General features: G+C 73.5%; 17 protein-coding genes and 1 pseudogene. 12 read left to right on the plus strand and 6 right to left on the minus strand.

The window, feature by feature from the left end; all coding sequences use genetic code 11:
- Window positions 1-485, plus strand: a pseudogene (locus VKZ81_RS10105) (elongation factor 4); the annotation flags it as partial.
- Between the two features lie 74 nt (window positions 486-559).
- Here VKZ81_RS10105 and VKZ81_RS10110 read toward each other — a convergent pair.
- The 4 genes from VKZ81_RS10110 to VKZ81_RS10125 all read right to left on the minus strand — a co-directional run bounded on the left by VKZ81_RS10110 (window position 560) and on the right by VKZ81_RS10125 (window position 4,989).
- Window positions 560-1,225, minus strand: a complete 666-nt coding sequence (locus tag VKZ81_RS10110) for a hypothetical protein (protein WP_324241211.1) — start codon at window positions 1,223-1,225, stop codon at window positions 560-562.
- A 172-nt stretch (window positions 1,226-1,397) separates the two neighbouring features.
- Entirely contained in the window at window positions 1,398-3,056 is a 1,659-nt protein-coding gene (locus VKZ81_RS10115; RefSeq protein ID WP_324241212.1) for an alkaline phosphatase D family protein, read from the minus strand.
- A 295-nt stretch (window positions 3,057-3,351) separates the two neighbouring features.
- Window positions 3,352-4,200, minus strand: a complete 849-nt coding sequence (locus VKZ81_RS10120) for a hypothetical protein (protein ID WP_324241213.1) — start codon at window positions 4,198-4,200, stop codon at window positions 3,352-3,354.
- Window positions 4,201-4,227: 27 nt separating this feature from the next.
- Window positions 4,228-4,989, minus strand: coding sequence for an enoyl-CoA hydratase-related protein (locus VKZ81_RS10125; RefSeq protein WP_324241214.1), 762 nt, complete (start codon window positions 4,987-4,989; stop codon window positions 4,228-4,230).
- An 18-nt stretch (window positions 4,990-5,007) separates the two neighbouring features.
- Here VKZ81_RS10125 and hemW point away from each other — a divergent pair, with 18 nt between their 5' ends.
- From hemW to VKZ81_RS10175, 10 genes are all read left to right on the plus strand, one after another.
- Window positions 5,008-6,183, plus strand: a complete 1,176-nt coding sequence (gene hemW / locus VKZ81_RS10130) for a radical SAM family heme chaperone HemW (protein WP_324241215.1) — start codon at window positions 5,008-5,010, stop codon at window positions 6,181-6,183.
- 41 nt (window positions 6,184-6,224) lie between these two features.
- A complete protein-coding gene (locus VKZ81_RS10135) occupies window positions 6,225-7,358 on the plus strand; it encodes a CapA family protein (RefSeq protein WP_324241216.1) in 1,134 nt (377 codons plus the stop codon).
- A gap of 144 nt (window positions 7,359-7,502) precedes the next feature.
- Entirely contained in the window at window positions 7,503-8,522 is a 1,020-nt protein-coding gene (hrcA, locus tag VKZ81_RS10140; RefSeq protein ID WP_414709356.1) for a heat-inducible transcriptional repressor HrcA, read from the plus strand.
- Window positions 8,523-8,591: 69 nt separating this feature from the next.
- The gene (gene dnaJ, locus VKZ81_RS10145; RefSeq protein WP_324241284.1) at window positions 8,592-9,752 is read left to right on the plus strand and encodes a molecular chaperone DnaJ; all 1,161 of its coding nucleotides are present in this window, start codon (window positions 8,592-8,594) and stop codon (window positions 9,750-9,752) included.
- The gene (locus VKZ81_RS10150) at window positions 9,749-10,516 is read left to right on the plus strand and encodes an alpha/beta fold hydrolase (RefSeq protein ID WP_324241218.1); all 768 of its coding nucleotides are present in this window, start codon (window positions 9,749-9,751) and stop codon (window positions 10,514-10,516) included. Before dnaJ ends, VKZ81_RS10150 begins: the two co-directional genes overlap by 4 nt.
- Complete coding sequence (locus VKZ81_RS10155; RefSeq protein WP_324241219.1) at window positions 10,513-11,250, plus strand: 16S rRNA (uracil(1498)-N(3))-methyltransferase; 738 nt, start codon at window positions 10,513-10,515, stop codon at window positions 11,248-11,250. The genes VKZ81_RS10150 and VKZ81_RS10155 overlap by 4 nt, the downstream gene beginning before the upstream one ends.
- Before the next feature lie 197 nt (window positions 11,251-11,447).
- Window positions 11,448-12,200, plus strand: coding sequence for an alpha/beta hydrolase family protein (locus VKZ81_RS10160; RefSeq protein WP_324241220.1), 753 nt, complete (start codon window positions 11,448-11,450; stop codon window positions 12,198-12,200).
- 68 nt (window positions 12,201-12,268) lie between these two features.
- Window positions 12,269-13,030 carry a cyclase family protein gene (locus VKZ81_RS10165; protein ID WP_324241221.1) on the plus strand — a complete coding sequence of 254 codons (762 nt, stop codon included), beginning with the start codon at window positions 12,269-12,271 and terminating at the stop codon, window positions 13,028-13,030.
- Window positions 13,027-14,652 carry a thiamine pyrophosphate-binding protein gene (locus VKZ81_RS10170; RefSeq protein WP_324241222.1) on the plus strand — a complete coding sequence of 542 codons (1,626 nt, stop codon included), beginning with the start codon at window positions 13,027-13,029 and terminating at the stop codon, window positions 14,650-14,652. The genes VKZ81_RS10165 and VKZ81_RS10170 overlap by 4 nt, the downstream gene beginning before the upstream one ends.
- Window positions 14,653-14,724: 72 nt before the next feature.
- The gene (locus VKZ81_RS10175; protein WP_324241223.1) at window positions 14,725-15,408 is read left to right on the plus strand and encodes a DUF4232 domain-containing protein; all 684 of its coding nucleotides are present in this window, start codon (window positions 14,725-14,727) and stop codon (window positions 15,406-15,408) included.
- 36 nt (window positions 15,409-15,444) lie between these two features.
- Here the strand turns inward: VKZ81_RS10175 and VKZ81_RS10180 are convergent, their stop codons facing one another.
- A complete protein-coding gene (locus VKZ81_RS10180; RefSeq protein WP_324241224.1) occupies window positions 15,445-18,477 on the minus strand; it encodes an alpha-mannosidase in 3,033 nt (1,010 codons plus the stop codon).
- Window positions 18,478-18,607: 130 nt separating this feature from the next.
- Between VKZ81_RS10180 and VKZ81_RS10185 the strand changes: the two genes are divergently transcribed.
- Entirely contained in the window at window positions 18,608-19,714 is a 1,107-nt protein-coding gene (locus VKZ81_RS10185) for a PhoH family protein (RefSeq protein ID WP_414709358.1), read from the plus strand.
- On the opposite strand, the gene VKZ81_RS10190 is transcribed toward VKZ81_RS10185, so the two are convergent.
- Complete coding sequence (locus VKZ81_RS10190) at window positions 19,715-20,581, minus strand: AraC family transcriptional regulator (protein WP_324241226.1); 867 nt, start codon at window positions 20,579-20,581, stop codon at window positions 19,715-19,717.
- Between the last annotated feature and the right edge of the window lie 21 nt (window positions 20,582-20,602).

Raw genomic sequence — 20,602 nt, forward strand, 5'->3', positions numbered from 1 at the left:
AACGCGTCGAGATCCGCTACACGCTGCCGCTGGCCGAGATCGTGTTCGACTTCTTCGACCAGCTGAAGAGCCGCACCAAGGGCTACGCCTCGCTCGACTACGAGATCGAGGGCGCGCAGAGCGCCGACCTGGTGAAGGTGGACATCCTCCTCCAGGGCGAGCGGGTGGACGCCTTCGCCGCGATCGTCCACCGGGACCAGGCCTACGCGTACGGGGTCAAGCTCGCCGAGCGGCTCAAGAAGCTCATCCCGCGCCAGCAGTTCGAGGTGCCCATCCAGGCGGCGATCGGCTCGCGCATCATCGCCCGCGAGAACATTCGCGCGCTGCGCAAGGACGTCCTCGCCAAGTGCTACGGCGGCGACATCTCCCGCAAGCGCAAGCTGCTGGAGAAGCAGAAGGAGGGCAAGAAGCGGATGAAGACCGTCGGGCGCGTCGAGGTTCCGCAGGACGCCTTCATCGCCGCCCTGCGCACCGACGAGAACTGACCCGCCCGAGAACGGCGAGGGGCGGGGGCGGATGCCGCGGCATCCACCCCCGCCCCTCGCCGTTCTCGGGGCCGCTACTGCTGCGGGTAGCCCGGGCCGGACGGCGGCTGCTGGTAGCCCTGCTGCCCGGGGGGCTGCTGCTGCGGGTAACCGGGGGCCTGCGGCGGCTGCTGGTAGCCCTGCTGGTGGCCGGGTGCCGCGGGCGGACGGCTCGGGAGGTTCCCCGGCTTCGAGAGCAGCCACTGGTGCACCTCCGGCTGGAACACCAGGGCGAACATCGCGCCGACGGCCGCGAGCCGGGCCAGGCCCAGCAGGGCCCCCAGGGCCGCGTACCAGCCCAGGCCCCAGCCGCCGAAGAAGCCGAACAGGCTGAAGAAGCCGAGGATGCCGAAGCCGATCAGCAGGATCGTGCGCGGATCGGAGGCGCCGAACATGCCCAGCTTCTCCTTGGAGACGAACCAGGCGATGACGGCGGAGAGGCTGTGGAAGACCAGTCCCACGATGCCCGAGACCACGATGAAGCCGGTGGAGAGCCACCACGGCGCCGTGGCGACGGCGATGATGGAGAACAGCAGCATCAGGACGGACACTGCCAGGTAGCCCCACAGGGCCTGGGTCAGCCAGTTGACCTTCGCCGGGCGCGCCGGGTTCGGCTTGACGCCGAACTCGGTCAGCGGGTCCGAGGCGGGCGGCTGCTGCGGCCCGTTCGTGGGCTGTCCTGCTTGGGGTGGATACGTCATCTCTTCGCTCCGGGGTCGAGTGGGCAAGTTCTTCAGGCACACTCTAGCCGCTCCGCGCGAGCCGCACGGTTCGGAAAAACGGGGCATACACAGGACTAACATTGCAATACACGTCGTTCTCGCGAGGGAATCGTCGCGGCCGTCCCGCCATGCGGCACGGCCGCGACGCAGATCACCGCAAAGCGTCGTCGGCGTTCTCGTCGGAGCCGGCGAACGGGTCGGTCGACTCGGTCGTCCTGGACGACTCCGGCGTCCGGTCGTAGGTCTGGTGCAGCGTGCGGTCGCCGTCGGCGACGGTGTAGGAGCGGCGGACGTACGCCTCCGAGCCCTGCTCGGTCACGATCGGGACGACCTGGAAGTCGACGTCGAGCTGCTCGGGCGTGATCGTCGCGTGCACCCACCCGCGCTGGGCGTTGCGGAACTTGATGTGGGGGTTGATCCGCAGCGCCTGGTTCTCCTCCGGCACCGAGTCGACGCCGTCGCCGCCGGAGGTGATCGACGTGGTCACCAGCTCCACGCCCACCCGCTCGGAGTCCGGGTCGTCGAAGTCGGCCAGGAGCTCTGAGGCCCAGTGGGTGTGCACGTCGCCGGTGAGCACCACCGGGTTGCGGACGCCCGCCTCCCGCCAGCCCTCGATGATCCGGTCCCGGGAGGCCGTGTAGCCGTCCCAGCCGTCCATGCTGGTGCGCTTGATCGGCCCGGCGTCGGCGTCGCGCTGCGCGAAGAAGACCTGCTGGCCGAGCAGGTCCCAGCGGGCCCGCGAGGACTGGAAGCCCTCGATGAGCCAGTCCTCCTGCTCGTCGCCGGTGATCGAGCGCTTCTCGTCCCAGGCCTCGGAGCAGTCGTCGTTCCAGCCGTCGCCGCAGGCCTGGTCGTCGCGGTACTGGCGGGTGTCGAGCATGTGGAAGCGCGCGAGCCGTCCCCACTCGACACGCCGGTACAGCTGCATGTCGATGCCCTCGGGGACCGAGGATCGGCGCAGCGGCATGTTCTCCCAGTACGCCTGGAAGGCCGCCGCCCGGCGGGCCAGGAAGTCCTCGCGGGCGGGAGTGTCGGAGCCCTGCTCGGGGACCTCGCCGGCCCAGTTGTTCTCGGTCTCGTGGTCGTCCCACACCACCAGCCATGGCGCGGCGGCGTGGGCGGCCTGGAGGTCGAGGTCGGTCTTGTACTGGGCGTGGCGCTGCCGGTAGTTCGCGAGGGTCACCGTCTCGGGTCCGGCGTGGTCGCGGACGTTGCCGTCGGGGGAGGTGTACACGTCCTTCTTGTACTCGTACTGGTAGTCGCCCAGGTGGAGGATGAGGTCGGGGGAGGACTCGGCCATGTGCCGGTAGGCGGTGAAGTAGCCGTGCTCGTACTGCGAGCAGGAGGCGAAGGCCATGCGCAGCCGCTCCGGCATCGCGTCGAGCGCGGGGGCGGTGAGGGTCCGCCCGGTCGGGGAGATCCAGCGGCCGGTCCGGAAGCGGTAGTAGTACTCGGCGCCGGCGTCGAGGCCGGTCAGCTCGACGTGGACGCTGTGGCCCTGCTCGGGGCGGGCCTGCTCGCGGCCGGAGGCCACGCGGCGCCGGAATTGCTCGTCGGTGGCCACCTCCCACTTGACGTCGAAGGCGGCGTCGGGCATGCCGCCCATGCCGTCCTCGGCGAGCGGATCGGTGGCCAGGCGAGTCCACAGGACCACCCCGTCGGGGGCGGGATCGCCGGAGGCCACGCCCAGCGTGAACGGGTCGTTCTCGATCTTGTGGTGGCGGCGGTCCTCGGCCCGGGCGGCGGACGGGACGGCCGTGGCGGCGGCCGCCGCCGAGGACGCGAGCAGGATTCGACGGGAAACGTGCATGGAGACCTCGCTTGGCAGGAGTGATCGAATGGGTCCGTCCAGCCCAACAGGCGCACTTGCACCTGCGGGGAAACATGGATAGCTGCCCGGTGAATCACGGGCGAATAATGGCGAATACTGACAAGCCGGCTACATGCACTGTAATCAGATTGAACGGTGGTGCACCGGTGTTCACTGAACTAAACGGACACGAGCGCCCGACTTGGTATCCTCACGCCGCTTCGATCGACACGGCGTGAAAGCATCTATTGCAGACAGTTTCGGGCGTGGCGGAGGCCCGGCCGCGCCCGCAGGCTCACTCCTGAGAGGTCCCCAGCGTGACGACCACCGTGGACTCGTCCGCGGCGGCCACCTCGGCCACCTCGTCCTCGGGCCTCGCCCAGCCGTCCTCTCCGGGCTCCCAGCGCGCTCCCGCGTACTCGACCGAGGCGATGTCGAACTCGTAGGACTTCGCCACCGCCCACGAGGCCCGGTTCCAGCCCGCGACCGCGTCCTCGGCGGCGATGGTGACGACCTCGCCCTCGACACCGGCGACCTCGACGCCCCACTGGTAGGCGTACGCCTCGGCGAGCGCGTCCGCGTCGGGCGCGTCCGCCCCCGCCGTGCCGCCGATGCACGAGACGCCCGTCTCCTCGCCGCCGGCGAACGCCGCGGCGACGATGAGGCCCTCGTCCTCCCACTGCTCGTAGAGGTCGGGGTGGGCGCTGATCTGGACGGCCTGCGCGGCGTCGCCGATCGCCATGTCCTCCCAGCCGTCGGTGCGCCGCAGCTTCTCGTAGAACTTGAACGAGGCGTAGACCGGGTCGAGGATCTCCTCCTCGGTGCCCCAGCCGACGCTGGGCCGCTGCTGGAACAGCCCGAGCGAGTCGCGGTCGCCGTAGTCGATGTTGGCCAGCTTCGACTCCTGGAACGCCGTGGCGATCGCGACCGCGACGGCCCGTTCGCTCATCCCGTCGCGCAGCCCGACGGCGGCGATGGTGGAGGCATGGAAGGTCTGCTCGGCGGTCAGGTGCAGCGGCTCTGCGGTGTCGCCGATGAAGCAGCCGGTCGGTCTCGGGGAGAGCATCTCGTCGACGGCGTCGGAGCAGCCGGTGGCGAGACCGGCCGCGAGCACCAGCGCGAGTACGGCGGGGGCAGGGCGCAACGTGTCTCCGATCTGGTTGGGGACCACTTAATCTACCCAGGAGGGCGTGCGCTTCTCAATGAACGAACGGACCCCTTCGCGTCCTTCGTCCGAGAAGAAGTACTCGGCCGTCAGGGCCGCGGCCTCGCGCAGCCCTTCCCGGAGGTCGGGCGTGGCGGTGAGGGTCTTGATGCCCGCCTGGGCCGCCGGTCCGCCCGCCCCCAGCATGTCCATGACGCCGTCGAAGTCGGCGCCGGGGCTCGTGTCGACGCCGTCCGCCAGACCCCAGGCGAGGGCCTGCTCCGCGTTGATCTGCTCGCCGGTGAGGAACAGCGTGCGCATCCTCGCGGGGCCGATGCGGCGCGCCACGACCGGGGCGATCACGGCGGGCACCACGCCGATCCGCACCTCGCTGAACGCCATGTTCACGTCGGCGCCGCAGACGGCGACGTCGGCCGCCGCCAGCAGCCCGAGGCCGCCGCCGCGCGCCGTGCCGCGCGCCGTGACGACGACGGGTTTCGGGGCCTCGCACATGTCGGCCAGCAGATCGGCCAGGTGCCAGGCGGGGAGGTCCTCGGGCCGGGTCGCGGCCGCCGATTCGGTGAGGTCGGCCCCGGCGCAGAACGCCGGGCCGGAATGCCGGATCAGGATCATCCGGACCGACTCGTCGGCCAGTCCGCGGGCCAGGCCGTCGCGGATCTCGGCGATCATCCGCGTCGAGAGTGCGTTCCGCCGCTCAGGGGCGTCGAGGGTGATCGTCGCCACCGTCGTGAAGACGTGGTACTCGGTCAGTGCGTCATCGCGTTCCACGCCAGTACCGTAGTCGGCGTGTCCGTCGAAGCCATAACCGCCGCCGCGCGATCGCCCGAAACCGCCCGAGAGGGGTTCGGGTTCTATGTGCACGTCCCGTTCTGCGTCTCGCGCTGCGGCTACTGCGACTTCAACACCTATACGGCCTCCGAACTCGGCGCGGGCGTCTCCAGGGAGACCTACGCGAGCATCGTCCGCGCCGAGATCCGCGCCGCGGCCGCCGCGTTCGATCCGCCACCGAACGTCGACACCGTCTTCTTCGGCGGAGGCACCCCCACGCTCCTGCCCCCTTCCGACCTGGCCGCGATCCTCGCCGAGATCGACGCCGCCTTCGGGCTCGCGCCCGGCGCGGAGGTGACCACCGAGGCCAACCCCGAGTCGGTCGACGCCGACTCCCTCGCCGAACTGCGCGACTCGGGCTTCACGCGCCTGTCGGTCGGCATGCAGTCGACCGCGCCGCACGTTCTTGAGGTCCTCGACCGCGAGCACTCCCCGGCCAGGGCCCTCGCCGCCGTCGACCACGCCCGCCGCGCCGGATTCGCGCACGTCAGCCTCGACCTGATCTACGGCACGCCCGGTGAGACCGAGGCCGACTTCGCCGCGACGCTCAAGGCCGCCGTGGACTCCGGGGTCGACCACGTCTCGGCCTACGCCCTCATCGTCGAAGACGGCACGCAGCTGGCCCGGCGCATCCGCTCCGGCCACGTGCCCCGCCCCTCCGACGACGTGGCCGCCGACCGGTACCTCGCGGCCGAGGAGGCCCTGTCCGAGGCCGGGTTCTCCTGGTACGAGGTCTCCAACTGGGCCAAGACGCCCGAGGCGCGCTGCCGCCACAACCTCCTGTACTGGGAGGGCGGCCACTGGTGGGGCGCGGGGCCCGGCGCCCACTCGCACCTGCCCGGCGTGCGCTGGTGGAACCACAAGCACCCCTCCACGTACGCCGCCGCGCTCGCTCAGGGCCTCCCTCTCGCCGGATCCGAGACCCTGACGGACGAGGAACGGTATCTGGAGCGAATTCTGCTCCGAACGCGACTCAGTGTCGGATTGCCGGTATCGTGGCTGCGTACCGATGGCATGGCGGCCGCGAAGCAGGTCGTCGCCGATGGCCTCGCCGTCATCGAGGGCGACCGCCTGCGACTCACCCTGCGCGGTCGTCTGCTCGCCGACGCGGTCGTGAGGGATCTCACGGCCTGACACGGCGCCCGCCCACTGCCCGACAGCCGGAGCCAGCACTCATGCACCACGCACGCCCGTCCGCCCGCCCACTGCCCCGCCGCGGCCTCCTCGCCGGAGCCGCCGGCATCGCCCTCACCGCCGCCTGCTCAGCCGAGGAAGAGGCGCCCCCCGTCGACGAGGGCGGCGCCGGAGCCGCCGAGGAGAGCCCCTCCTCCTCGCCCTCCCCCGAGCCGCCCCGCTCGATCACCATCACCCACATCGGCGACACCTTCCCCGGCTCCTACCCCGACCGGATGGCCGCCGACGAGGGCGCGAGCTTCTTCAGCGACGTCGAGGCCGAACTCACCGGCGACGTCGTCATCGCCAACATGGAAGGCGCCCTCTCGACCCTCGAGTTCGACAAGTGCGGCGGCGGCAGCTGCATCTACTTCCGCCTCCCCGGCGAATACGCCCAGGTCTTCGCCGACGCCGGCATCCACGTGCTCAACCAGGCCAACAACCACGGCTGGGACGCCGGACCCGACGGCGCCGCGGAGACCCAGCAGGCCGTCCGCGAGGCCGGCATGGAGATCACCGGCGTCAAGGACGAGGTCGCCTACGTCGAAATCGACGGCCTGACCGTCGGCATCGTCGGCTTCGCGCCCTACACCTTCTACACCGACGTGCGCGACCTCGGCGCCGTGACCGCGCTCGTCGGCGAAGCCAAGTCCCAGGCGGACCTGGTCGTCGCCACCGCCCACCTCGGCGCCGAAGGCTCCGACCAGATGCACACCCCCGAGGGCACCGAGACGTACTACGGCGAGGACCGCGGCGACACCCGCGCCTTCGCCCGCGCCTGCGTCGACGCCGGCGCCGACCTCGTCGTCGGCCACGGACCCCACGTGCTGCGCGGCATGGAGCTCTACAACGGCAAGCTCATCGCCTACTCCCTGGGGAACTTCGGCGGCGGCCAGAAGCTGTTCAGCACCGACGGCCCCCTCGGCGTCTCCGGCATCCTCAAGGTCACCCTCACCGAGGAGGGCGCCATCGAAGGCGGCATGCTCGTGCCCACCCGGATGGACCACGACAACGGCTACCCGCTGCTCGACCCCGACGGCGAGGCGATCGGCACCGTCAACGACCTCGCCGGGGACTTCGGCGAGAACGCGGTCACCCTCGACGACTCCGGAGCGCTCGTCCTCCCCGGAGCCTGAGGACCCCGCCCGGGCGGCCCCGCCGGATCCGGCTTCGCCCCCGCCCGGCGGGCACACCGTAGACTGGCACTCTGCGACCGGGAGTGCCAAACTTGAGTCCGGTCGAGTGAAGGCGCGACGGGAGAACGAAGGGACGTGGCAGCGATGGACGATCGCAAACTCGAAGTGCTGCGCGCCATCGTCGAGGACTATGTCGCCACCCAGGAGCCGGTGGGGTCGAAGGCGGTGGCCCAACGCCACGCCCTCGGCGTCTCCGCGGCCACCATCCGCAACGACATGGCCTACCTCGAAGAGGCCGGCTACATCCACCAGCCGCACACCTCGGCCGGACGCATCCCCACCGACAAGGGCTACCGGCTGTTCGTCGACCGCCTCGCCCAGGTCAAGCCGTTGTCGGCGGCCGAGCGGCGTGCGGTGCAGGCCTTCCTCGACGGCGCGGTCGACCTCGACGACGTGCTGCGCCGCAGCGTGCGGCTGCTCGCCCAGCTCACCCGCCAGGTCGCGGTGGTGCAGTACCCCACGCTCACCCGCTCCAAGGTGCGCCACTGCGAGGTCGTCAAGCTCACCCCGGCCCGGCTGATGCTGGTCGTCATCACCGACAGCGGGCGGGTGGACCAGCGGATCGTCGACCTCGGCGACGTGATCTCCGACGACGACGTGTCCAAGCTGCGCACCCTGGTCAACGGGGCGCTGGTCGGCCACCGGCTGCCGGACGCGTCGGCCGCGGTCGCCGAGCTGCCCAACACCGTGCCCCACGAGCTGCGCGACGCGATGGTCGCGGTGTCCACGGTGCTGATCGAGACGCTGGTCGAGCACCCGGAGGAGCGGCTCGTGTTGGGCGGCACGGCCAACCTCACCCGCAACGCCGCCGACTTCCCCAACTCGCTGCGCCAGGTGCTCGAGGCGCTCGAGGAGCAGGTCGTCGTGCTCAAGCTGCTCGCGTCGGCGCAGGAGCGCGGTACGGTCACGGTGCGCATCGGCGAGGAGAACGAGGCCGAGGAGATGCGCGACACCTCGGTGGTGACCATCGGCTACGGCCCCGGTTCGGGCACGGTGCTGGGCGGCATGGGCGTCGTGGGCCCCACGAGGATGGACTACCCCGGCTCGATCGCGGCGGTGCACGCCGTTGCCCGGTACGTGGGTGAGATCCTGGCTGGACGCTGACCGGGCGGCGGGTGGCCGCAGCAGGAGCAGGAGCAGTACTCATCGAGAAGGACCATGGGGAACGCGCACGTGGTACGGGACTACTACGGGACACTCGGCGTCTCGCCTGACGCCAGCCCCGAAGAGATCAAGCGGGCTTACCGCAGGCTGGCGCGTGAGCTGCACCCGGACGTCAACCCGGACCCGGAGGCGCAGGAGCGCTTTCGCGAGGTGCGCGACGCCTACGAGGTCCTCTCCGACCCCGAGAAGCGCCGGATCGTCGACCTCGGCGGCGACCCGCTGAGCAACGGCGCGAGCGCCCGGGCCGGCGCCGCGAGCGACCCGTTCAGCGCCTTCGGCTTCGGCGACATCATGGACGCCTTCTTCGGCGGCCAGGGCGGCGGGCGCGGGCGCGGCCCGCGCAGCCGCGTGCAGCCCGGCGCCGACGCGCTGATCCGGATGCGGCTCACCCTCGAGGAGTGCGCGAAGGGCGTCACCCGCGACCTCACCGTCGACACCGCCGTCCTCTGCAGCGAGTGCAGCGGTTCCGGCTGCGCCCCGGGCAGCGGCCCCGCCATGTGCGACATCTGCAACGGCCGCGGCGAGGTGCAGAGCGTGCAGCGCTCGTTCCTCGGCCAGGTCGTCACCTCGCGGCCGTGCCCGAACTGCCGGGGCTTCGGCGAGGTGATCCCGGAGCCGTGCCGCCAGTGCGGCGGCGACGGACGCGTGCGGTCGCGGCGCAAGGTCGCCGTGCGCATCCCGCCGGGCGTCGCCGACGGGATGCGGGTCCGGCTGGCCGGCCAGGGCGAGGTCGGCCCCGGCGGCGGCCCGGCCGGCGACCTCTACGTGGAGGTGGAGGAGGAGCCGCACGAGCTGTTCACCCGCGACGGCGCCGACCTGCACTGCACGGTGCAGCTGCCGATGACGGCCGCCGCGCTGGGTACCACGCTGCCGCTGCCCACCCTCGACGGCGTCGAGGAGCTGCACATCGAGCCGGGCACCCAGCCGGGCACCGTGCGCACCCTGCGCGGGAAGGGCATGCCGCGGCTGCGCTCCACCGGCCGCGTCGACGGCTACGGCGACCTGATGGTGCACGTCGAGGTCGTCGTGCCCACCAAGCTCGACGCGAAGCAGACCGAGCTGCTGCGCCAGCTCGCCGCGCTGCGCGGTGAGGAGCAGCCCGACCTCGCGGGCGGCAACCGCAACGGGCACGGCATCTTCTCGCGGCTGCGCGACTCGTTCGGCCGATGACGCTGGTCGAGGTCGGCGGCCTGCCCACCTGGTACGCCGACCACGGCTCCGGCGACCCGCTGGTCTACCTGCACGGTGGGTTCTCCAGCTCGGGGGAGCTCGACCCGGTGCTCGACCGCTACGCGGCGCACTTCCACGTGTACACCCCCGACCGCCGTGGCCACGGGCGCACCCCGGACGTGCCCGGCCCGTTCACCTACGAGGCGTACGCGGCCGACGCCGTCGCGTTCCTCGACGAGGTCGTCGGCGGGCCCGCCCACCTCGTCGGCTACAGCGACGGCGCGATCACCGCGCTGCACGTGGCGCTCGCCCGGCCCGAGCTGGTGCGCCGGATGGTGCTGATCAGCGGCCAGTTCCACCAGAGCGGGCTGATCCCGGCGTTCTTCCACGGGCCGGACGCGGTGGCCGAGCTCGAGGCCACCCCGCTCGCCGCCGCGTACGCCGAGCGCTCCCCGGACGGGCCCGAGCACTTCCGGGTCGTCGCGGAGAAGGTCCTCGAGAGCGCGCTCACCGGGCCGACGCTCGCCGCGGAGCAGCTCGCCGGGGTGCGCGCCCGCACGCTCGTGGTGTCCGGCGACGACGACGCGGTCACCCTGGAGCACACGATCGAGATGTACCGGTCGCTGCCGGACGCGGAGCTCGCCGTCGTGCCCGGCACCTCGCACCTGCTGATCATGGAGAAGCCCGAGCTGGTCGCCCGGCTCGTGCTGGACTTCCTCACCACCGACCCGGTGCCGACGATGGCGCCCATCCGCAGGGCATGAGCACCGCGCCGCTGTTCCTGCTCGACCCCCTGCCCACGGCCGGGCCCGCCCGGCTGGAGGGGCCGGAGGGCCGGCACGCGGCCACCGTCAGGCGGCTGCGCCGCGGCGAGGCCGTGCTGCTGTCGGACGGGCGCGGCGGTCTGGCCCGTGCCGTGGTGGACGCCGCGGGGCGCGACACCGTCGACCTCACGATCATCGAGCGGGCCTCCGTCGATCCGCCCAGCCCGCGGGTGGTGGTGGCCCAGGCGCTGGTGAAGGGCGACCGCGGCGAGCTGGCCGTCGAACTCGCCACCGAGGCGGGCGTGGACGCGATCGTGCCCTGGCGGGCCGCCCGGTGCGTCGCGCGCTGGGACGACGGCCCGCGCGGGCAGAAGGCCCTCGCCCGCTGGCGCAGCACCGTGCGCGAGGCCGCGAAGCAGGCGCGCAGGCCGTGGCAACCGGTCGTCGAGGAGCCGGTCACGACCGCCGCGCTCGCCCGCCGCGCCGCCGCGGTCGACCTCGCGGTCGTGCTGCACGAGTCCGCCACCGACCGGCTCGCCGACCTGCCGCTGCCGGCGAGCGGGGAGCTGCTGCTCGTCGTCGGACCGGAGGGCGGCGTCACCGACGAGGAGATCGACGCGCTGGTCGCGGCCGGGGCGCGCCCGGTCCGGCTGGGGCCCGAGGTGCTGCGCGCCTCGACCGCCGCGGCGGTGGCGTTGGGCGCTTTGGGGGTGCTCACCCGCCGTTGGGGGTGACCTCTCCCGACATCCGGGTGAGAACGGGTTCCGCCCCACCGGGGCGACGGTACTTTTTCTCGTACTTCCATTTCGTGCCGCGGGTGTTCGCACCCGGGGATCCGCCGGTGTTCTTCCCCCAGCCGGCGGAGCCACGCCGCGGTGGGTGCACCCCCCACGTCCACCGCGGCGTGGCACCTACGTGCGATCCTCGCCCCGTGCCGACGCCGCTCCGGATCGCCTACGGCGACCACCCCAGCCAGTTCGGCGAGCTCACCCTCCCCGAGGGGGCGCCGCGCGCCGTCGTCGTCGTGGTGCACGGCGGGTTCTGGCGCAACCGCCACGGCCTCGAGCTCGGCCGCCCCCTCGCCGCGGACCTCGCTGCCGCCGGCTTCGCCGCCTGGAACATCGAGTACCGCCGGGTGGGCGGCGACGGTGGGTGGCCCGCCACGTTCGAGGACGTCGCGGCCGCGGTCGACCTGCTCGCCGGGCGGGAGGACCTGCCGCTGGAGGAGGTCGTCGCCGTCGGGCACTCGGCGGGCGGGCACCTCGCCACCTGGCTCGCGGCCCGGCCCGGCCTGCCGCCGGACGCCCCCGGCGCCGGGCCCGCGGTGCGGCTTCGCGGTGTGGTCAGCCAGGCCGGTGTGCTCGATCTCGTCGACGCCGAGCGCAACGGGGTGGGCAACGGCGCGCAGGCGGACCTGCTCGGCGGCGGGCCGGACGACGTGCCCGACCGCTACGTCCTCGCCTCGCCGATCGAGCGGCTGCCGCTCGGCGTCCCGGTGGTGTGCGTGCACGGCACGGACGACGTCAACGTGCCGATCCGGCAGAGCGAGCGGTTCGTGGCGGCCGCGGGGGCCGAGGCGGAGCTGGTGGTTCTGCCCGGGGTCGAGCACTTCGCGGTGATCGACCCGACCACCGAGGCGTGGGCGGCCTGCCGGGACGGCCTGGAGCGGCTGCTGGGGAGCTGACCGGCCGCCGGAGTTCCCATAGGTTGGGGCGCACGCCGCCGTCCACCCGCCGAGCCCCGGAGGTCCCCGTGTCCGTGCTGTCCGAACTGCTCGCCGCGTTGCGCGACCGCACCGTCGAGGTCGTCGACCTCACCGCGCCGCTGCACGCGGACACCCCGGTGCTGCAGCTCCCGCCGCCGTTCGCGAACGCCTCGGCGTTCGGTCTGTCCGAGATCAGCCGCTACGACGAGCGCGGCCCGGCCTGGTACTGGAACGACATCCACACCTCCGAGCACACCGGCACCCACTTCGACGCGCCGGTGCACTGGATCACCGCGAAGGACGGCGAGGACATCGCCCGGGTCGCGCCGCAGAAGTTGCTGGCGCCCGCCGTGGTGCTCGACTTCGCCGACCGGGCCGCGGCGAACCCCGACTTCCTGCTCGAGATCGACCACGTGAAGGCGTGGGAGAGCGAGCACGGTCCGCTGCCCGAGGGCGGCTGGCTGCTCTACCGCACCGGCTGGGACGCCCGCAGCAGCGACGCGGAGGCGTTCTTGAACGGGGGCGCGACCCCGGGCATCTCGGTCGAGTGCGCGAAGTGGCTCGCCGAGGAGGCGCCGGTGATCGGGCTCGGCGTGGAGACCGTCGGCACCGACGCGGGCGCCGCGCACGGCTTCGACCCGCCGTTCCCGTGCCACAGCTTCCTGCTCGGCGCCGGGAAGTACGGGCTCACCCAGCTGCAGAACCTGGCCCAGCTGCCGCCCACCGGGGCGGTGGTGGTGGCGGGCCCGCTGCCGATCGTCGGCGGCTCGGGCAGCCCGGCGCGGGTGCTCGCGCTGGTGGAGCGGTGAGGGTCGCCGAGCTCGTCGGGCGGGCCGTCGCCGAGCTGGGCGCGGGCCACGCGTTCGGGGTGGTGGGCAGCGGCAACTTCCACGTGACGAACGCGCTGCGCGCGGCCGGGGTGCCCTACGTCGCGGCGCGGCACGAGGGCGGGGCCGCCACCATGGCCGACGCCTACGCGCGCACCAGCGGCCGCGTCGGCGTGCTGACGGTGCACCAGGGCTGCGGGCTCACCAACGCCGTCACCGGCATCACCGAGGCGGCGAAGAGCCGCACCCCGATGATCGTGCTCGCCGCCGACACCGGGGCGGGCGCGGTCCGCTCGAACTTCCGGATCGACCAGGACGCGCTGGCCCGCTCCGTGGGCGCGGTGGCCGAGCGGGTGCACTCGCCGGCCACGGCGCTCGCCGACGTCGTGCGCGCCTACCGCACGGCCGTCGAGCAGCGGCGCACGGTCGTGCTCAACCTGCCGCTGGACGTGCAGGCGGCCGAGGTGGACCCGGCCCCGGTGCCCGCGCTGCGGCCGCTCGCCCCGGTCCGGCCGGGCGCGGACGCGGTGGAGGCGCTCGCCGCCGCGATCCGCGGCGCGCTGCGGCCGGTGTTCGTCGCGGGCCGGGGTGCCCGCGGGGCGGGCCCGCAGCTGCGCGAGCTCGCGGCCGCGTCCGGGGCGCTGCTGGCCACGTCGGCCGTCGCCGCGGGCCTGTTCGAGGGCGACGAGTGGTCGCTCGGGATCTCCGGTGGATTCGCCACCCCGCTCGCGGCCGAGCTGATCTCCGCAGCCGACCTCGTGGTCGGGTGGGGCTGCGCGCTGAACATGTGGACGATGCGCCACGGCGCGCTCATCGGCCCGGACGCCACGGTCGTGCAGGTCGACCTGGACCCCGACGCGATCGGCGCGAACCGGCCGGTGCACCTGGGCGTGCTCGGCGACGTCCGCGCCACGGCCGTCGACGTGCTCGCGGCCCTCGACGGGCCGCGCACCGGCTACCGCACGCCCGAGGTGGCGGCGCGGATCGCGAAGCGCGGCCGCTGGCGCGACGAGCCGTACGACGACCTCACCGGGCCCGACGGCATCGACCCGCGCACCCTCACCACCGCCCTCGACGACATCCTGCCCGCCGAGCGGACGGTGGCGGTCGACTCGGGCAACTTCATGGGCTACCCGAGCGCCTACCTGCGGGTCCCCGACGAACACGGCTACTGCCTCACCCAGGGCTTCCAGTCCATCGGCCTCGGGCTCGCCACCGCGATCGGGGCCGCGTGCGCCCGGCCGGACCGGCTCACCGTCGCCGCGCTGGGCGACGGGGGAGCGCTGATGTCGGCGGTCGAGCTGGAGACGGTGACGCGGCTGGGCCTGCCGATGGTGGTCGTGGTGTACGACGACCGCGGCTACGGCGCGGAGGTGCACCACTTCACCGGCGAGGACCACACGACCGTCGCGTTCCCCGACACCGACATCGCCGCCATCGGCCGCGGCTTCGGGTTCGAGGCGGTCACCGTGAACGCGCCCGCGGACCTCGACGCGGTGGCGCGCTGGGTGGCCGGGCCGCGGACGGCCCCTCTGCTGGTGCACGCCCGCATCGCCTCCGACGGGGGCTCCTGGTGGCTCGCGGAGGCGTTCCGGGGCCACTAGCCCGGGCAACCGACCCCCGGGTTGCGACGTCTTCCCAGCAAGGGGAGTCGTGCAACCAGGGGGAGGACGACCATGAGCCGGTCGCGGATCGGGACGGGGGCCGCCGTCGTGCTGGCGGCGCTGGGGCTGCTCACGGGGTGCGGGGGGACGCCCCAGCCGACCGGGGTGGGGCAGTCGAGCGCGCTCCCGACCACGCCCCCCGCGTCGAGCACGGCGGCCCCGGTGCCGCCCGCGGCCGCCGAACCCGCGCCCGGGGGTGGCGGGCCCGCGCCCGGCGGTGGTGGCGGGGAGCGGCCGCCGGACATCGGCCCGGCCGACCCGCGCTGCGCGCCCGCGCAGCTCGAGGGCCGGATGGAGCCGGGCGACGCGGGAGCGGGCCACCGGTCCGCCACGCTCGTGGTGACCAACACCTCCGGCACCGCGTGCACGCTCTACGGCTACGGCGGCGCCGAGCTCCACACCGCGAGCGGCGTGCCGATCCCGACCCGGCTGACGCGCTCGCTCGAGCCCGGCCCGACGCTGGTGCGCCTGCTGCCCGGGTTCAGCGCCCGCAAGGACATGCGGTGGACGGTGGTGCCCACCGGCGACGAGCCGGTCGACGAGCCGTGCCAGGTGCCCGCCAGCGAGATCCGGGTGATCCCGCCGGACGAGACCTCGCCGTTCTTCGTGATCTGGGACCTCGGCCCGGTCTGCGACGGCGGCCGGATCGACGACAGCGCCTACTACCCTGCGAGTTCAGGAAAGCCACATTCATGAACGTGGGCTTCAGGAAAGCCACATTCCTGAACCGGGTCACCGTGCGCTGCGACGGTAGCGGAGCGTGACGATGCGGAACGGGCGCAGCCGCAGCACCCCGTCGCCGGACGGCGTCACCCCGGACAGCGCCACCGGCTCGGCCAGCGGGCGCTCCAGCAGGTCGGTCTCGACCACGCCGTGGTGCGGGAAGTCCGCCGTGACCCGCGCGGTGGCCCGGCCACCGAAGGCCTCGTAGAGCCGCACCACCACGTCGCCGCTTCCGTCCTCGGCGAGCTTGACGGCCTCGACCACGACCGCGGGCGAGTCCACCGACACCAGCGGGGCGATCGGCCCGCCGCGGACGGTCCGCAGCGGCAGGTTGAGCCGGTAGCCCTCGGCCACGGCGTCGGCGATCGTGGCGCCCACCCGCAGGGAAACCCGCATCCGGTGCTCGCCCTGGTCGGCCGTCGGGTCCGGGAACAGCGGCGCGCGCAGCAGCGACAGCCGAACGACCGTGGTGGTGCCGCCGTCTGGGCGGGTGGAGCGGGTGACGTCGTGACCGTAGGTCGAGTCGTTGGCGACGGCCACCCCGTAGCCGGGCTCGCCGACGTGCACCCAGCGGTGGGCGACGGTCTCGAACCGGGCGGCGTCCCACGAGGTGTTGGTGTGGATCGGCCGGTGCAGGTGCCCGAACTGGATCTCCGAGGTCGCGCGGTCGGCGTGCACGTCGACCGGGAAGGCGAGCTTGAGCAGCTTCTGCCGCTCGTGCCAGTCGACGTGCGTGTCGATCTCGATCGAGGCCGACCCCGCGGCGAGCGAGACGACCTGTGTGATCGTCGAGGCCCCCGCCTTGCGCACGACCCGCGCGGCCGCCCGCTGCGGCCCGCGCTCGACGACCGTCAGCTCGGCGACGTCGGTGAGGTCGCGGCCGTGGCGGCGGTAGTGCTCGTCGATGTCCCACGCGTCCCACTGCGTGGGGGTGTCGCGGTGCAGCTGCAGCAGGTTCGCCGCCGACCCGGGCGCGACGACCTCGCGGTCGGCCGCGAGGTCGACCACCGAGGTGAGCAGCCCACGGGCGTCGATCACGGCCCGGACGACGCCGTTGTCCAGCACGGTGCCCCCGGCCTCGTCCGCGACGTGCACCCCACCCGCGGGCGCGGCGACCGGGCCGCCGCCCAGAGCCGGCACGCCGTCGACCGGGTAGGGGCCCGCGTTGACCGCGATCGCGCCGTCCGCCTCCCCGGCGAGCGCGGCGAGCGAGCGCGCGATGACGCCCTCGAGCTCCTCGGCGACGCGGGCGTAGTTGCGCTCGGCCTCCTGGTGCACCCAGGCGATGGAGGTGCCGGGCAGGATGTCGTGGAACTGCTGCAGCAGCACCGTGTGCCAGCAGCGCTCCAGCACGTCGGCGGGGTAGGGCAGGCCGGCCCGGACGGCGGCGGTCGCCGCCCACAGCTCGGCCTCGCGCAGCAGGTGCTCGCTGCGCCGGTTGCCGCGCTTGGTGCGGGCCTGCGAGGTGTAGGTGCCGCGGTGGAACTCCAGGTACAGCTCGCCCGACCAGACGGGCGGGCGCGGGTACTCCGCCTCGGCCGCGGCGAAGAATTCCGCGGGCGAGCTCATCCGGACCGTCGGCGAGCCCTCGAGGGACTTGGTGCGCGCCGCCGCGGCCAGCATCTCCCGGGTGGGGCCGCCCCCGCCGTCGCCCCAGCCGAACGGCACCAGCGAGGTGTTGGCGCGCCCCTTCTCGGCGTACTGGCGCTGCGCGCGGTGCAGCTCGTGCTGGGAGAGCTCGGAGTTGTAGGTGTCGACCGGCGGGAAGTGCGTGAAGACCTGGGTGCCGTCGATGCCCTCCCAGCGGAAGGTGTGGTGGGGCATCACGTTGGTCTCGTTCCAGGAGATCTTCTGGGTGAGGAACCAGCGGGACCCGGCGGCCTTGATGATCTGGGGGAGCGCGGCGGTGTAGCCGAAGGAGTCGGGCAGCCACACCTCGAGCGGCTCCACCCCCAGCCGCTCGATGAAGAACCGCTTGCCCGCCACGAACTGGCGGGCGAGCGCCTCCGAGCCGGGCATGTTGGTGTCCGACTCGACCCACATGCCGCCGACGGGCACGAACCGGCCCTCCGCGACGCGCCGCTTGACCCGCTCGAACAGCTCCGGCTGGTGCTCGGCGAGCCACGCGTACTGCTGGGCCGAGGAGGCGGCGAACACGAACTCCTCGTCGGTCTCCATGAGGTCGAGGACGTTCGCGAACGTCCGGGCGACCTTGCGGACGGTCTCGCGCACCGGCCACAGCCAGGCGGAGTCGATGTGGGCGTGCCCGACGGCGTGCACCCGGTGTGCGCTCGGGTGCGCCGGGCTCGCGAGGACGTCGGCGAGCTCGGCGCGGCCCAGCGCGGCGGTGCCCGCCACGTCGTCGGGGTCCACGGCGTCCACGGCCCGCTCCAGCGCGCGCAGCACCTCGGCCCGCCGCGGCTGGTCGGCGGGCAGCTCGTCGACCAGGCCGGTGAGCGTCCAGAAGTCCTGCACCAGCTCCCAGACCGTGACGTCCAGCAGGGCGACGTCGGCGGCGACGAGGCGGTAGAGCGGGTCGTCTCCCGCGGTCGCCGGGTCGCCCATGCGGGTGGGGGTGTAGGCCCAGTCGCCCGCGACGCCCGGGTTCGACGCGGCCTCGACGTAGACGTCGACCGGGGACCCCGGGCCGCCGCGCAGCGGGACGTGGGCGTTGCGCGGCTCGACGCCGGCGATGACCGTGCCGTCGGGGGCGTAGGCGAGCCCTTCGGACTGGAAGCCGGGCTGCACCCCGGCGAAGCCCAGGTCGACCACCAGCTCGGGGCGGGTGCCCGGGTCGGTCCAGCCGGCCGGCACGGCGCCGGTGAGGTGGAACCACACCGTGCCCCACGGCCGGCCCCACGGGGACCCGATGGTGAAGGGGGAGTACTCCTGGCGCACCGCCTCCGCGAACGGCACCGGCTCGCCGGGCGCGGCCCAGGCGGTCACCTCGGTCGGGACGCGCTCGCGGTACACCGCCGGGACGAGCCGCTCGCGGACGAACCGCGTGATCCGCTGCCGCACCAGCTTCGAGTCGTCGTGCACTGTGTTCCGGCCTCCGCTTCCGTCCTCCGCCCCGCCCCGCGCGAGCGAATTGATCCCATCTCTGGACTAAATGAGATGTCAAGGGTCGGGCGCCGAAACGGGAGGCGTTCCGTCGGCCCCCCGCGGTACCATCGGCCGCGTCCCACACGGCAGACGCAGGAAGCAGGCGGCACCCCCCTTGACCCATCCGGATCCCGTCCAGTCCCGAATGGCCGTCCCGGACGCTGCTCTGCTCGCGCTGCTGGGTTCGCGCGACGAGAGCCTGCGCGCGGCCGAGGAGATGCTCGAAGCCGACGTCCACGTGCGCGGCAACGAGCTCACGCTGACCGGTAAGCCGGCCGACGTGGCGTTCGGCGAGCGCGTGTTCACCGAGCTCATCATGCTCGCCGAGCGCGGCCAGCAGGTCTCCCCCGACGCGGTGCGCCGCACCGTGGAGATGCTCGGTGACGGCGACGCCGACGAGCGCGCCCGCATCGGGGAGTCCCCGGCCGAGGTCCTCTCGCTCGACATCCTGTCGCGGCGCGGCAAGACGATCCGGCCCAAGACGCTCAACCAGAAGCGCTACGTCGACTCGATCGACGCGCACACGATCGTCTTCGGCATCGGCCCCGCGGGCACCGGCAAGACCTACCTCGCGATGGCCAAGGCCGTGCAGGCGCTGCAGGCCAAGATGGTCAACCGGATCATCCTCACGCGCCCGGCCGTCGAGGCGGGGGAGCGGCTCGGCTACCTGCCGGGCACGCTCTACGAGAAGATCGACCCGTACCTGCGGCCGCTGTACGACGCGCTGCACGACATGATCGACCCGGAGTCGATCCCGAAGCTGATCTCCGCGGGCACCATCGAGGTGGCGCCGCTGGCGTACATGCGCGGGCGCACCCTCAACGACGCCTTCATCATCCTCGACGAGGCCCAGAACACCACGCCCGAGCAGATGAAGATGTTCCTCACCCGGCTCGGGTTCGGCTCCAAGATCGTCGTCACCGGCGACATCACGCAGGTCGACCTGCCGGGCGGCACCCGCTCCGGGCTCACGGTCGTGCGCGAGATCCTCGGCGACGTCGACGACGTGCACTTCGCGCAGCTGGCCAGCACCGACGTGGTCCGCCACCGCCTGGTCGCCGACATCGTCGACGCCTACGCGCGGTGGGACGCCTCGAACGAGCGCCCGAACCTGCGCGCGGCCGCACCGCGCAACGGCCCGCCGCAGGACCACCGCCGCCGCAACCGCCGCTGATCACGCGGCGGCCGCGCGACGGCGCGCGGCGGCCCGGTGCTCGCCGGGCCGCACGCCGTGCACGCGCGTGAACGCCACGCTGAGCGCGTAGGCGTTGGCGTAGCCGACCCGGCGCGCGATCGCCTCCAGCGTGGCGTCGGTGCGTTCGAGCAGGTCGGCGGCGAGGCACAGCCGCCAGCAGGCGAGGTACGACATGGGCGGCTCGCCCACCAGCTCGGTGAACCGCCGCGCCAGCGTCGAGCGCGACACCGCGGCCCGCCGGGCCGGCTCGGCGACCGTCCACGGGTGGGCGGGCTCGTCGTGCATCAGCTCCAGCGCCGCCCCGACGACCGGGTCGTCCTGGGCGTGGTACCAGGGCGGCGCCCCGGAGCCCGGACGGGCGAGCCACTCCCGCAGCGCGGTGACCAGCAGCAGGTCCAGCAGCCGGTCCAGCACGGCCTGCCGGCCCGGCCGGGACCGCGCCAGCTCGGCGACGACGATGGGGACGATCGGGTACGGCATCGCCGCGGCCTCGACCACGACGACCGGCGGCAGCCCGCGCGGGATCCGGTCGCACACGCTGCCGCGCACCTCGTAGGTGCCGGTGAGCAGCACGGCGGTGCGCTCGCCCGCCGGCGCGGGCGGTTCCCCGGTGGCGCTCACGGTCGCCGGGGCCGGGCCGATCACCACCGCTCCGTCACCGGGCCCGATCCGGTGCGGCTCGCCGCCGTCCGCTGTGATGCGGCCCTCGCCGTGCAGCACGGCTACCAGCCGCAGCGGCGGCCCGCCCGGCAGGGGCAGCGACCACGCCCCGTCCAGCTGCGAGCGGTCGAAGACCGCTCCGCGCGGGCGCACGTCGTCCAACAGGCGGGAGAGCGCGTCCGGCACGCGGCAAGCCCAGACGCTCGA

It is taken from the genome of Pseudonocardia sp. (assembly GCF_035305885.1).
Taxonomy (GTDB): domain Bacteria; phylum Actinomycetota; class Actinomycetes; order Mycobacteriales; family Pseudonocardiaceae; genus Pseudonocardia.